Source organism: Nocardia brasiliensis, assembly GCF_042691675.1.
Taxonomy (GTDB): domain Bacteria; phylum Actinomycetota; class Actinomycetes; order Mycobacteriales; family Mycobacteriaceae; genus Nocardia; species Nocardia brasiliensis_D.
The window spans coordinates 3,124,088-3,138,109 of sequence record NZ_CP170507.1; the positions used below are offsets into that span (position 1 = coordinate 3,124,088).

The window sequence follows — 14,022 nt, forward strand, 5'->3', positions numbered from 1 at the left end:
GTCGCCTCGCGGCGGTCTCGATACAGAAAGCGATACGCATGAACAAGATCGTGTTCGACAAGCCGAGGGAAATAGCGGCGGCACTCGCTGCCGCGCCGGGGGCCGCCCGGCACCTGCGCGCGCTGGTCGGAAATACCCCGGTGCTCTGGGTCGGCGCGCCGTTGGCCGCCGCGGGCCGCGGTTTCTGGGCCAAGCTCGAAGGCTTCAATCCCGGTGGCATGAAGGATCGGCCCGCCCTGCACATGGTGCGCCGCGCCGAGGAACGCGGGGAACTGGCTCCCGGCGCACCTATCGTCGAATCCACCAGTGGCACACTCGGGTTGGGTTTGGCGCTGGCAGGCATTGTGTACGGTCACCCGGTCACGGTGGTCACCGATCCGGGGCTCGAGCCGATCGTGGCTCGGATGCTGGCCGCCTATGGGGCACAGGTGGACCTGGTCGCACAGGCGCATCCGACCGGCGGCTGGCAGCAGGCACGCCGGGAGCGGGTGATCGAACTACTCGACCGCGAACCCGGCGCGTGGTGCCCGGACCAATACAGCAATCCCGACAATGTCGAGGGCTACCAATCCTTGGCGCTCGAACTAGTGGAACAACTGGGCGATATCGATGTCCTGGTGTGCGCGGTGGGCACCGGCGGCCACTCGGCCGGGGTGGCGCGGGTACTGCGCCGGTTCAACCCGGACCTGACGCTGATCGGGGTGGACACGGTGGCTTCGACGATCTTCGGTCAACCGGCCGGTCCCCGGCTGATGCGCGGCCTCGGCTCGAGCATCTACCCGGCCAATGTCGACTACGCCGCGTTCGACGAGGTGCATTGGGTCGCGCCCGCCGAGGCGGTGTGGGCCTGCCGCACCCTGGCCGCGACCCATCACGCCAGCGGCGGCTGGAGTGTGGGGGCGGTGGCGCTGGTAGCGGGCTGGGTCGCCCGCACCTACGACGCCGACGCCCGGATCGCCGCCGTGTTCCCGGACGGGCCGCAACGCTACTTCGACACCGTCTACAACGATGCCTACTGTGCCGAGCATTCGCTGCTCGACAGCGATCCGCCGCAGGCACCCGCTCTTGTCGCGCGACCAGACGAGCAGGTGATCCGTTCTTGGACTCGGTGCCGCACCGTCATCAATCCACGGGAAGCGGCCGCAGTGCGCGAGGTGGCGTTGTGACGGCTTTCAAACAGTTCCGCAGCTTCGATCTCGCCGCGCGACTGCTGATGATCAATCAGTTCGGCATCAATCTGGGTTTCTACATGCTGATGCCGTACCTGGCCGGTTACCTGGCGGGTCCACTGGGTTTGGCGGCGTGGGCGGTCGGCCTGGTGCTCGGCGTCCGGAATTTCTCCCAGCAGGGCATGTTCCTGATCGGTGGCACGCTGGCCGATCGGCTCGGCTACAAACCGCTGATCGTCGCGGGCTGTCTGTTCCGCACCGGTGGTTTCGCGCTGCTGATATTCGCGACGTCGCTGCCGTGGTTGCTGGTCGCTTCGGCGGCAACGGGTTTCGCCGGGGCGCTGTTCAATCCGGCGGTGCGTGCCTATCTTGCCGCCGATACCGGCGACCGCCGAGTGGAGGCGTTCGCCATGTTCAACATCTTCTACCAGGCGGGCATCTTGGCGGGGCCGCTGGTCGGGCTGGCACTGATGACCGTCGATTTCCAGGTGACCGCGGGCACGGCGGCGGTGGTCTTCGCGGGACTGACGGTGGCACAACTGTGTGCACTGCCCGCCCGGCGCGCCGAGGTTCCGGCCGAGCGGACTTCGGTGCTCGACGACTGGCGCACGGTGGTGGCGAACCGGCGGTTCGTCTGGTTCGCGCTGGCCATGATCGGCTCGTATGTGCTGTCGTTCCAGGTGTACCTCGCGCTACCGCTGCACGCGGAATTTCTTGCGGGCCAACACTCGCAGCTGCTCGTGTCGGCGCTGTTCGTGGTGTCCGGAGTGGTGGCCGTCGCGGGGCAGTTGCGCATCACCGGATGGTTCGAAGCGAGGTGGGGCACCGGGCGCAGCCTGGTGGTCGGCATGGGCGTCCTGGGCGCATCGTTTCTGCCGTTGATGCTGATCCCGGTGCCGGATCGGTTCGGTGCCGGTGCCGCGATCGGTGCGCTGCTGGTGTCGGCGGCGTTGCTCGCGGTGGGCACCGCGGCGGTCTTTCCGTTCGAGATGGACACCGTGGTGTCGTTGTCCGGTGGAAAACTGGTGGCCACCCACTACGGGTTCTACAACACGGTGGTGGGTGTCGGCATCCTGGCGGGCAACCTCGCCACCGGCGCGGTCGTCGGGGCGGCCCGGCAATTCGGCGCCGACTGGGCGGTGTGGTTCGGCCTCAGCCTGATCGGCGCGCTCGCGGCCTTCGCGTTGCACCGGCTCGACCGGGCGCAGCAGTCCGATGACGTAGTTCGGTCGACCGCGGTCCAGGTGTGAACACCGAGGCGGGCGCCCATTGCCGGGCGCCCGCCTCAGCGGTCAAGGTAGCGGTGCGGTCCATCGCAGGACGGAACCGCCGGAAGCACTGGGCTCGATGCTGAAGCTACCGCCCGCTTGTTCGGCCCGCGCGGCCAGATTCGCGAGTCCGCTACGGCGCGTGATGTTTTCGGGGACGCCGACGCCGTCGTCGGTCACCTCGATGCTGACCTCGTCCCGAACTCTGAGCTCGACCGAGACCGTGCTGGCCGACGCGTGCCGCACGACATTGCTCACCGCCTCGCGCAGCACGGCTTCGACGTCATCGGACAGCGGCGGGGCGAGCACGGTGACCGGACCGGCCAACCGCACGGTGGTGCGCAATCCGGTATCGGCGGTCATCTCGGCGATGATGCTGTGCAGGTGCTGGCGGTACTTCGAGGAATCGGCGGAGGTGTTGCTTTGCAGGTCGAAGATCGAATGGCGGATATCCTGCACGATCGCCTGGATGTCGTCGATGGTCTCGGTGAGCCGGGATTTGATCTCCGGTGTCTGGGTCCGCTGCGCGGTGCCCTGCAGCGATAGCCCCACCGCGAACAGCCGCTGGATGACGTGATCGTGCAGACCGCGGGCGATCCGATCGCGATCGGACAGCACGTCGAGCTCGCGCATCCGTTGCTGGGTGGCCGCCAATTGCAGGGCCAGCGCGGCCTGGTCGGCGATCGCGGCCATCATCGACTGCGCCGCGGCGTCCAATGGCGGGGCCGCGGTGGACCGCAAGGTGGTGAGGACGCCGATGACGGACTGGCCCGCGCGCAGCGGAAGGATCAGTGCCGGACCGAATTCCGGGACGGCATCGAGGAACTGGCCGTGGGTGAACTCGTCGAGGGCGACCGTGCGCCCCTGCCGGTACGCCTCTTGGTAATCGGTGCGCTCCAGCGAGACCCGTTGTCCGATCAGTGCCTCGGCGTCGGTTCCGGCTGCCGCGACGACCACCAACTCGGTGGCCTCCTCGGGCGGCATCTCGGGGTCTTCGGGTAGCGCGAGGAAGGTGCATGCGGAGTCGGTGAGTGTCAGCGCCCGATTGACCACGAGGGTGAGGACCTCGCTCGGTTCGCCGCCGGACAGGAGTTCGGTGGCCACGTTCCTGGTCGCCTCCAGCCACCGCATCCGCAGCTGGGATTGTTCATAGAGTCGCGCATTCTCGATCGCGATGCCCGCGGCGGCGGCCAAAGCCTGCACGACGACCTCGTCGTCCTCGGTGAATTCCAGCCCACCGGCCTTCTCGGTCAGGTAGAGATTGCCGAACACCTCGTCGCGGACCTTGACCGGAACGCCGAGGAAGGTGCTCATCGGCGGATGGTGGGCGGGGAAGCCGACCGACGACGGATGATCCGAAAGATTGGTCAGCCGAATGGGTTTGGGCTTTTGGATCAACAGCCCCAGGACGCCGTGGCCGCGCGGCAGGTCACCGATCAGGACGCGGGTGCGGTCGTCGATGCCCTCGTAGACGAACTCGGCGAGCCGCAGACTGGTCCGGTCGGTTTCGCGGACGCCGAGCGCACCGTAGCCCGCGTCGACCAGTTCGATGGCGGTGTGCACGATCGTGCGCAGAGTGTTGTCGAGGTCGAGGCCAGCGGTGATCACCAGCATGGCCTCCATCAGCCGGTCCATCCGGTCGCGGACGGTGACGATCTGCCCGATCCGGTCCTGGACCTCGTTCAATAGCTCCCGCAACCGCAGCTGCGAGAGCGTTTCGGTCACCTGCACGTGCCCGCTGGACGCCGTGTCGGACGGTCGGTGGTCCATGATCAGCATTCTTCCACGACCGGATCCGCGCCTTCCGGCCACGGAAAAGCCGCAGCTGAGCCGCCTAATCCTGGCTGTGCGGCGGCTGCAGCTTCGAGGCGATCACGGCGGCCTGGGTGCGGCGCTCGACGCCGAGTTTGGTCAGCAACCGGGACACATAGTTCTTCACCGTCTTTTCGGCCAGGAACATCCGGCCGGCGATCTGGCGGTTGGTCAGCCCCTCACCGAGCAAGGCGAGCAGCGTGCGCTCCTGGTCGGTCAGGGCGGCCAGTGGCCCGGTCTTGGCCTCGGTCTCCGACCGGAGCTTGGCCATCAGCGCGGCGGCGGCCCGGTTGTCGAGCAGCGACTTACCGGCACCGACGTCGCGGATGGCATCGATGAGTTCGAGACTCTTGATGTCCTTGACGACGTATCCGCTGGCCCCGGCCAGGATGGCGTTGAGCATGGCCTGTTCGTCGGTGAACGATGTCAAGATCAGGCAGCGCAGTGCCGGGTTCGCCGAGAGCAGCTCGCGGCACAGTTCGATGCCGTTGCCGTCGGGCAGCCGCACGTCCAGGACGACGACGTCGGGTCGCAACGCCGGAATCCGGGCGATCGCCTGCGCGTAACTGCCCGCTTCGCCGACCACCTCGAGGTCGGGTTCGAGCCCGATGAGGTCGCCCACCCCGCGGCGGACGATTTCGTGGTCGTCGACCAAGAACACCTTGATCATGGGCACCTCCCTCGCGTCATCCCATCAGCCTACGGAGCCGCCGGGCCCGCATTGCCCGAGTAGGACCTCGATTCGGTGACCGAAGTCCCTCGCGCGCTGATTCCAACCGGGGACTTCGGTCCCGAGCCGGGAGGGCCTTCGACCCTGTGCGCTCAAAAGTTGCGGTGATGGCATGGGCAGGACATCGAGAAAGATAGGCACCACCATTGACGCGTGACCTGACACAACGCGAAATACTCACCGACCTGGAGCGGGTGCGGATCCCGCGCTTCGAAGAGCAGCGAGACCGCGCCCTCGCCCGCGAGCGCGCCCGCCGGTAGTCCGGGCCGGGTTTCCAGCGGTGGGCCCTGGCCGCTCGGCGCTTCGTATGCGGCGACTGTATTGCTGAAAAGGTAGCGGAGCCTAACCATAAAATGGCGTTTGGAATTCGAAATGGTCATTTGTTCTGGACATTTGGAACGTTCCAATGGCCGGATGGGTGTCCAACTGATCATTTCGGTGCGGGCTGCTTCCGAGGTGAACGCGCCAGTACAGAGCGGTTTTTGGACGGCTGGGCGGGGGACTTGGACACCAATCTGGTTTCCCGGTAATGGGTTTGGGTCAATAGGGCTGGATATGGAGTGGTCGGGCGTGGAAGAATTGGCGAGCTTTCTGAGTTGATCTCGACCGCATCCGTGAACCACAGCGTGGAGTCCGCGAAGCACGAGGATCGCCACGCTCGACCGGTGCATCGGAGCCCCAGCAGTGGCCCGCCACCGGCCCCGGTGATCTCGCCGCCACCCGTGGAACTCCTTGCCCCACTAGAGGAGTGACCCGTGACTGTCGACGGCCTGCTACCAGTGGATGGCCCGCGCTTCGGCGTGCCGGTCGGGCAGCAGTGCGCCGTGGTGCCCGCCGCCCCGGATCATCGGTACCGCAGCCGGTGAGCGCGACGGCGGTCCGGGAAACGGTCGACGCGCTCGTGCTGAAGGCCGACACCGTCGAGGACTTCCTCGCGGTGATGCGCGCCGCGCAGGCGGCGTCCGGGCTCGCGCCGGGGCAGATCGCCAAGTTCACCAACATCTCCCGCAGCAGCATCTACAACTGGCTCCGGCCGGGCTACCCGTCGCTGCCGCGCAATCGTGCGCAGATGGAGTCGTTCTTCCGGGTCTGCAAGTTGTCCGATGGCGGGCTTCGGCGGGTGCTGGAGCTGTGGGATCGCCTGGACGAGGCGCGTACCGAATCCGCGCCGTGCACGTCGGCGAAGGCGGTGAAAGCGCAAGCCGCGCAAACGAACACCGGTGCGGGTGAGGCGCCTGCCGTAGTCGCGGCCCCGGTGCAGGTGGACAACCGGTTGTCGAACAACGACGTGGAACCGGTTGTCCCGGTGGTGGCGCAGCCGAAGCGGGCGTGGCAGTTGAGCTCGATCATCACCGCGGTCGCGACCGTCGCGGTCATCGTCGTCATGCTGGACGTGATCACTACGCCGCACCCCGACCCGGCGCTGTCGACCGCCGGACCGGAGCCGTTGCGCGGCGGGGCCTATGCGGCGGCGCTGGTCTGTGCGCTGCTGATCGTGGGACTCGGTGCGGGAGAGCGCAACCGGCGGATGGCGTGGGCGCGGCTGCGGAATCGGCCCGCCGTGATCGCGATGCTCGGCATGTCGTCGACCGCGGTTGCCGCGGTCGTGCCCTATGCCGCCAACCCGATGGTCGCCGCACCGGTCACCGCGGTGGTTGGCTCGGCCTGCACCGCGTGGTGGTTCGCGTCGCTGAGTATGCGCGGGGTTCGGCTGCTGATCACCGAGGTGCCGGTGGTGTCCGCGGTCTGTGCGCTGGTGGGCGCGATACCGGGCCTATGCCTGGGCGCCTCCGGGCTCCCGGTGGCGAGTGCTGTGCTGGCCGGTGTACTCGCCTCGGCGTCGGTCGTGCATTTGTTCGGTAACGCGGCTGCCGCGCTGGCCGAGCCGGTGGGCCGGGCCGAATTCTCGCGTACCGCACCGGTTGTGGAGCCGCCCGGTGTCGAGGACCTGACCCCGCCGAGCCTGGTGGGCCCGCCGTCGGTGGAGCGAATGTCCGCCGACTCGTCCGACGGCGTCGCCCATCGGGACGCGCGTCCGACACGAGCGGCATGTCGCCGACGGCGGCACCACACGGCGCACGAGTGCGGTGCCGACTGGCTGCACCGGCAACGGTTCTGTCCCGCGGTCGCGTCGAGGTCCGCCTACCGGGCGATACGGAAAGCCGTCGCCGCCGTCCTCGTGCCTCGTGCCGACACCACGGCCGGCCCCGCCGTAGTGCCGCGGACCGCGCGGGATCTGATCGAGACCTCGACTCAGCCGCTGCCGATGCTGCCGCGCCGCAAGCCACGGTCACGCGATATGCACGAACTGCTCGTCGGCGTGACCACCGCGCCCAAACTGGGTGCGCGGCGGGTTGATCCGGTGGAGTTCGTCGACGAGTCGGTCGAATCTCCGGTGCCCGCCTACGAAATCATCGAACGGATCAAACAGGAGCGCGAGCAAGCAGCCGATGCCGAAGCCGAGCATCCCTTCGTTTCCCGGCCGAAGGGTCTCGGGCGCCGGACCGGCACCCGGTTCGGGCCCTACGAGTTGCGGTCGCTGGTGGGCAAAGGCCGGATGGGCGAGGTGTACGAGGCCTACGACACGGTGAAGGACCGGCTGGTGGCGGTCAAGCTGCTGTCCGAAGCGGTCGCGCTGGATCCGGTGTACCAGTTGCGGTTCCGTCGCGAAACGCTGGCCGCTGCCCGGCTGACCGAGCCGCACGTCATCCCGATCCACGACTGGGGCGTGATCAATGGCGTGCTGTTCACCGACACCCGATTGGTCGACGGCACCGATGTGCGCACCGTGTTGCGCCACCACGGCCCGTTGAACGCCGAGGACGCGGTGGCCATCATCGAGCAGATCGCTGCCGCGTTGGACGCCGCGCACGCCGCGGGCCTGGTGCACCGCGATGTGAAGCCCGCCGACATCGTGCTCACCAATACCGGTGTCGCCTACCTCACGGACTTCGGCATCGCGCACATGGAAAACGACCGCGCGGTGGCTACCGGCGGGATGCCGGTCGACTCGTGCGATTACCTGGCGCCCGAGCGCTTCGGTTTCGGCCCGGTGCACGGCAGTTCCGATATCTATGCGCTCACCTGCGTCCTCTATGAAGCGCTCACCGGCTTGCCGCCGTTCCCCGCGGGCACCACGGCCGAGGTGATCCAGGGGCATCTCGCTGATCCGCCGCCGCGCCCGAGCCGTCGCGTGCCGAAGGTGCCCGCGGCGATGGACGAGGTGATCCAACGCGGTATGGCCAAGGACCCCGCCGAACGGTTCCCGTCTGCGACCGCGATGGCCCGTGCCGCCCGGATCGCCCTCGGCACGCCGATCCGCCCGCGGACCGTGCCGCCGCGCGAGAAGATCGTGCTCCCTCGGCGCGAATCCGGTACCGACGTCGAGTATTTCGACCCGCCACGGTCAGCGATCGCCGGACATCGTTGATCGCCACGGCCTTTCGCGTGACGAGTGGGGGCTGACCGTGCTCGGCACGGGCGAGCGAGTCCGATAGTTCGCTACAGATGTGCTGTGGTGTTGTGGTGCAGCGACCATTTCAGTTGAGGAAAAGGTTGCGTGCACCCTGGGTGGTGCGACGTCGGTTAGGGGGCGAGCGGCAGCGCCCGGTGCGGAATGCTCGTGCGACCGGTCGGCATTTGTCTTGTCGCACAATGGCTTTTGTCCAACTGGACTATGTTTGAGAATTCAATCGATGTTCAGAGGGCTTACGTCGCGTTCCAAATCGCTGGTCGGCGGGTTTCGGGTGGTCAGCGCGCCCGGTGGCGCGCGGCGTAGTTACACGTTTGTGATTTTTCGCCGATCGGGCTGGCCGTGGGCGGTAACGAGGTGGAAGACTGATTGTCACCCCCGTGCAGCGGGGGCCGCGCTCAGCGTAACCAGCTTGTAGCGCGAAGTGCCGCGATGGTCCCCCGAATAGGGCTGCACCCACAATGCTTTGGGAGTTCGCGAGGCACGCGAGGCTCATCCCGGGCTGGTACCCACATCACAGTGGATCCGGACCCGACGGTGCCGATCGGGGTGATCGGCAGGCAGCGTCGCGGCCCGTGGGCTCCTCCGTTACACAGGTTGAGGAGTTCGATGTGATCGGTCCTGCCGTGTCGGCCGCTGTGCCAGGGCACATGCGTCAGAGTGGACGTGGCGCAGGGCTCGGTCGCGAGCTACCTCGGATTCCGGATGGCGCCTACCGCTGTTCACCGCGGTGAGGGCCGAGGGGTCGGCGGCCGAGATGGTCGGCGCCGGACTGAAGCTCACGCTCGACCTCGACGTGGCCTCCTACGACGAGCTGCGCGCCGAGTTCCTCGCGATGACCGCCGAGGCGCAGCGGGCGTCAGGGCGCTCCAGGGCCGCTCTCGCCAAACTCTGCGCAGGCAGGCCGGGACGGCAAACCGTTTACAACTACGCCGGGGATCCGGCCTACACCAGCTTCCCCAAGCCCGCGCTTCTCGAAAAGTATTTGGCGTGCTGCGACTTCACCCCGGAGCAGGTGCGGTTCGCGGTGGCCCGGTGTGCGGAGATCAGGCGCCGCTACCCCGAGGCGGGCAAGTCGTCGCCGCGCAAGAAGGAGTCGCCCCGCGTCAGCGTTGAGCACCTGGGCGGCGGTTCCGGCCCGGCCCGGCCAGGCGGCTCACCCGCGGCGGGCGGGCAGAACGAAAACGCAAGACTGCCCGTCCGCGATGACGGGCCGCTGTTGTCGCAACCAGCGGGCTGGTCGACGCCGTGGCGCGGTTTGGCGCGCTTTCTGTCGTCGAAGAAGGTCACCGCATTCAGCTACCGCTATCTGGCCGACCCGCGGGTCATCAGGTCGTTGTCGGCCGCGACGTACGAGCCGCTCGCGTCCGAGGTGTGGCGGCCGAGCCACCTCGTCCCGCCGGTTGTCGAGAACACCGGTCCCACAGCGCCTTCGGATGCACCGCTGTCCCCGGTCGAAGATGCGAGTGAGCCCGCATCGACCGAGACGGTCATGGTGCAGTACGAGCGGCTGATGCGTGAGGTGACCGCGCAGGTCGAGGCCTGTGGACATGCCGCGGACCCGGGGCTGGCCGCGCTGCGGGCGATCGAGGGACTGGTCTTCCCGTTCCCGCACGAGGGCTCACAAACCTGGCTTGTCCGTGCGGCATTCAAGGCGATCGACCTGCCGCTGCCGCCGGAGATCCGGTTCGAATTGCCGGTGATGGCGGTCGCGGTGCGGCACGTGCACCTCCGGCCCGGCGACATCGTCTTCACCGAATCCGGTGTGCTCGGCATCTACGGCGGCAACAACGAATTGGTCTACCTGGGCCCTGGGGGTGCGCGGACCACCAGCGTGCTGCAGCCCGCGTTGTATGTGGCGGCGTGGCGGGTTACCGCCGTGCCCGCCCGGGACGGTCATGGGTTGGTGAGCAAGGTGGAGATGGTCGAGCACGACGGTGCGGGACGTCTCGCGCGGATCTATCGTCCGGGGGAACGACGTAGCGGTCGGCATCGCCGGTGCCCGGAGACCGCGGAGGTCGTCGCGATGGTGATCGAGGTCATCGAGGAGGCGAAGCGGCACGGGGTGGAGATGCCGCTGGCGGGGCGGGAGTTGTTCACGGCAGCGCTCACTCGGGGCATCGAATTCTCGTCGGTGACTACCGCGTGGAATCCGGAGCACGAACCGGTGTACCCGCGCGATGCGCGGTTGCGTGCGGTTCAGGTGGTGCCGACCGGCGGCCCGTCGACCGCTGCGGAACTGCTCAAGAGAAGGTTGTCGACGGTGCCTTCGGCGCGCTGGTCGGCGCGAAATCGCCCCGGTGTCGCATAGGCGGGACAGTCACGCGGAATCCTACTGCCGGGTGAATGTGGATCCTGAATGAATTTTCAATTATTCGTACCTTTGTGAAGCTGATGACTTATATCGTTCTGCGATTCAGAGCGGCGGACTGATTGCTGGGGGTGGACCTCCGCTTGCGGACGGGGGTCCACCGGTACACCCCGTTGCTCGGTCACATTCCCTTTGCGTGAGTCCGGGGGAGCGGGCGGGTGAGGATGTCATGGTGCCCGACTCGGACACAGTGAACCACGGACCCGGGAGTGGAACAACCCTGACATTCGTCCCCAACGCTGACTCGCCTGTGTCCTCTCGGTGTCCAAATTTCCAAATATGCTGGTAAACAACCATTTTGGCAGATTCCAAACGATTCCGTTTGGAATCGTCGACCGGGGTAGCGGTTGCTGGTTGGAATCATTTGGAATCGGATTTGGAATTCCAATAACTCGGCGAATCATGCGGGTTGGAAAGCGGAGTTCGGACTTGCGTGGACGGGTCCGGCGGGGTGCCGGAGTGTTTCTCTGTCGGCTGAACGACTTCCGGTATTCGGCTCAACAGGAACGTTGAAAAATGGCCTGAAGTAGTTATGATCGTGTCGTCGTCCCCGGTGGGGAAGGCCATGGGAGCACGAAACCTTGCGGATCGGGGCTCGCCAGGAATTCGAGAGAAGAAATGCACTTCATGTGCGTCGGTTACATTCCTGAAAGTGCGTGAGTCCGGTGTTCCGGCGTGGCGGTTCAACGCTCGAACACGGGCTCCTCGACGAGGAGTTCGAAACTCAGATGTTGAATTCTCACCGCGATCCCCTGAACACCACCGCGCAGCAGGCCGCGGGCGCGGAGGACGTCCAGGATCAAGTGCTCGCCGCCGCGACCATGTCGATCGTGCACATGCCGCAGCACCCGCAGTCGGCCACGTCCTCGATCTCGCCGGACCCGTTGGGCGAGGCCGCCGTCGGGTCGACCGAGTGCGACCGAGCAGAGCGGCCGCCTGGCCAGTCGTTGGTTGCGCCGTCCCCGGCGGCGCCGGCGACCGGCGACCGGCGGTCCGTGCCGACAAGGCCGATCTGGCGCAGGGTCAAAGTAGACATCCGGCTGGTGTCGGGCGGGGTGATGACCATCGTGGTGTTCGCCCAGATGGTCGCCGGTGGGTGGTGGCCCGACGACACCGCGGACTGGACCTTGGCGGGCGGTGCCACCGCGTTCGCCGTCCCGACCGGGTGGCGAATGCTCAAGGCCGTGTGGCGGCACTACGGCCCCGCCCGCTTCTGGATCTACTACGAGAAGAGCGGGCAATAAGCCTCCCCGGCCGCTCACCGGGGGTGACGAACCGACCGTAAACAAACCGTAAGGTGCTGGCTGCAGAGTCGTTCTCGACAACGCGCAAGAAACCGAAAGGAAAGCCGCCATGGGCACCATCGCAGTTCACGAGTTCATCGCACTCGACGGGGTGTACGAGGATCCGTCCTGGACCTTCGAGTACGGATTCGACCCGAAGATGGGGGAGACCCTCAGCGCCATCACCGCCAAGGCCGAAGCGATCCTGCTCGGCCGCAACACCTTCGAGATGTTCGCCCCGGCCTGGTCGACCCGCACGGTGGCGGACGACCCGGGTGCGCCGTTCTTCAACGACACGATGAAGTACGTGGTCGGCGCGCGGGAGCCCGAGGTCGAATGGGCCAACAGCACCCGCCTCGGCGCCTACGACCCGGACGTCATCCGCAAGCTCAAGGACGAGATCGACGGCACGATCTACATCAGCGGCAGCGGCACCCTGGTGCGCGCGCTGCTCGCCGCCGGACTGGTCGACGACCTGCACCTGTTCGTGTACCCGATCGCGCTCGGCAAGGGCGAGCGGCTGTGGAGCGACGGTGTCGACGCGACCAAACTCGCGCTCACCGAGTGCGAGACCTATGACAACGGCGTCGTTCACCTGCACTACGGCCCGGCCGCGGCCTGACGCCCCGGCAGCCGAGCCACCTCTCGTGCACACCGGCATCGGTGACAGTTCCCTGCTGTCGGTGCCGGTGTCTTCGTGCCGCACCAGCCAGGTGATCGCGGCCTCCGCCTTCGTGCGCCCAACTCCCGGCGATCGGCTACGTGCGGAACCTGTCCGCCGCTGGCGAAGCCCACAGTGTTTCCTCGTCAGGTCAGTTTGCCGGAGCGGCGAATGGCAGCGGCCAGGTCGTCGAGCAGCGGTGCGGTACCGGCGTGCGAGAACCGGTACACCGGCTGCCAGCCGGTGACCTGGTTGCCGCGCACCGCGGGCAGGCCGCGCCAGACCGGGTTGGCGGCAAGCGCTTCCGGTGTCAACGCGGCGGACCTACGGTCGAGCAGAATCAAATCGGCCGCATACCTATCGGTGTTCTCCCAGCTCAGTTCCTCGAAGAAACCGTCGCCGACGACGTGATCCGGGGTGACCATGCCCACCCCCAAGTGCGCGAAATAGCTCAGATCGGCGGACGCTTTCGGATCGGAGACGTAAAAGATGCCCGGCGTCGCCGACGCCGCCATGACCCGCAGTCCCGGCCGCTGCGCCACCGCGTCGCGAACCGCCTGCGCGGCCGCATCGAATCGCGTCTTGGCCTGAATGGCTTTGGGCGCGTTGAGATCTGCACCCAGCGCCTGAGCGAGCTCGGCGTAGCGCGCGATGGTCTCCGGCAGTGTCCGGCGCGCGACGCGCACCGCCGCCACGTTCGGATTGATCGCCAGAATCTTGGCCCTGCTCTCGTTCGGGATGTACCAGAGCTCGTCGGGCGCATACATATCGGTGACGAGGAGATCGGGTTCGAGTGCCGCGTACTTCTCGACATTGAACTCGCCCCAGTTGTTGCCGAGCACCGTCACCTTGCCGAGGTCGAGATCGCCCACCAGTGGGGCCGGTTCACCTGTCGCTGTACGTGTTTCGCCGAAGATCCCGACGATGCGATCCTGTAGACCGTAGTCCGCCAGCATCCCGGCGGCGCCGACGAAGGCGACGATCCGAGACGGGACCGCCGCGGTCCGGACGGTACTGTTGCGATCGTCGGTGAACGACCAACCGCCCGGCCCGGTGAACGGTTCGTCCACGGGGGACCGGCCGGTGCACGCCGTGACGGCGGCACCGAGCCCGACCGCGCAGGTGGTCGCGAGCAGGCGGCGGCGGGATAGCTGGATTGTGTCCATGGCGGCCATTAGAACCACCCGCCACAACTTAGGCAAGCCTCACCTGGATGAGGTTTCTCACGCCACCCTGGTCACATCGGCCGAAATTAG

9 protein-coding genes are annotated in these 14,022 nt (G+C 67.1%); 6 read left to right on the forward strand and 3 right to left on the reverse strand.

Going from position 1 to position 14,022, the window contains the following annotated elements:
• The first annotated feature begins 38 nt into the window (after window positions 1-38).
• Both ACFK0J_RS14605 and ACFK0J_RS14610 read left to right on the forward strand, forming a co-directional pair.
• Window positions 39-1,166: a PLP-dependent cysteine synthase family protein gene (locus tag ACFK0J_RS14605; protein ID WP_378740393.1), complete on the forward strand. Its 1,128-nt coding sequence runs from the start codon at window positions 39-41 to the stop codon at window positions 1,164-1,166.
• Entirely contained in the window at window positions 1,163-2,419 is a 1,257-nt protein-coding gene (locus ACFK0J_RS14610; RefSeq protein ID WP_378740396.1) for an MFS transporter, read from the forward strand. Before ACFK0J_RS14605 ends, ACFK0J_RS14610 begins: the two co-directional genes overlap by 4 nt.
• A 42-nt stretch (window positions 2,420-2,461) precedes the next feature.
• Here ACFK0J_RS14610 and ACFK0J_RS14615 read toward each other — a convergent pair whose 3' ends face one another.
• Both ACFK0J_RS14615 and ACFK0J_RS14620 read right to left on the reverse strand, forming a co-directional pair.
• Window positions 2,462-4,207, reverse strand: coding sequence for a GAF domain-containing protein (locus ACFK0J_RS14615; RefSeq protein WP_378740398.1), 1,746 nt, complete (start codon window positions 4,205-4,207; stop codon window positions 2,462-2,464).
• 64 nt (window positions 4,208-4,271) lie between these two features.
• Window positions 4,272-4,919, reverse strand: coding sequence for a response regulator (locus tag ACFK0J_RS14620; protein ID WP_378740400.1), 648 nt, complete (start codon window positions 4,917-4,919; stop codon window positions 4,272-4,274).
• 922 nt (window positions 4,920-5,841) lie between these two features.
• Here ACFK0J_RS14620 and ACFK0J_RS14625 point away from each other — a divergent pair.
• The 4 genes from ACFK0J_RS14625 to ACFK0J_RS14640 all read left to right on the forward strand — a co-directional run bounded on the left by ACFK0J_RS14625 (window position 5,842) and on the right by ACFK0J_RS14640 (window position 12,727).
• Complete coding sequence (locus ACFK0J_RS14625) at window positions 5,842-8,409, forward strand: serine/threonine-protein kinase (RefSeq protein ID WP_378740403.1); 2,568 nt, start codon at window positions 5,842-5,844, stop codon at window positions 8,407-8,409.
• A gap of 772 nt (window positions 8,410-9,181) precedes the next feature.
• Window positions 9,182-10,762, forward strand: coding sequence for a hypothetical protein (locus tag ACFK0J_RS14630; RefSeq protein ID WP_378740405.1), 1,581 nt, complete (start codon window positions 9,182-9,184; stop codon window positions 10,760-10,762).
• Between the two features lie 788 nt (window positions 10,763-11,550).
• Entirely contained in the window at window positions 11,551-12,066 is a 516-nt protein-coding gene (locus ACFK0J_RS14635) for a hypothetical protein (RefSeq protein ID WP_378740407.1), read from the forward strand.
• Window positions 12,067-12,175: 109 nt separating this feature from the next.
• On the forward strand, window positions 12,176-12,727 hold the full coding sequence (locus ACFK0J_RS14640; protein ID WP_378740409.1) for a dihydrofolate reductase family protein: 552 nt from the start codon (window positions 12,176-12,178) through the stop codon (window positions 12,725-12,727).
• Between the two features lie 185 nt (window positions 12,728-12,912).
• Here the strand turns inward: ACFK0J_RS14640 and ACFK0J_RS14645 are convergent, their stop codons facing one another.
• A complete protein-coding gene (locus tag ACFK0J_RS14645; protein WP_378740411.1) occupies window positions 12,913-13,932 on the reverse strand; it encodes an ABC transporter substrate-binding protein in 1,020 nt (339 codons plus the stop codon).
• Window positions 13,933-14,022 lie beyond the last annotated feature (90 nt).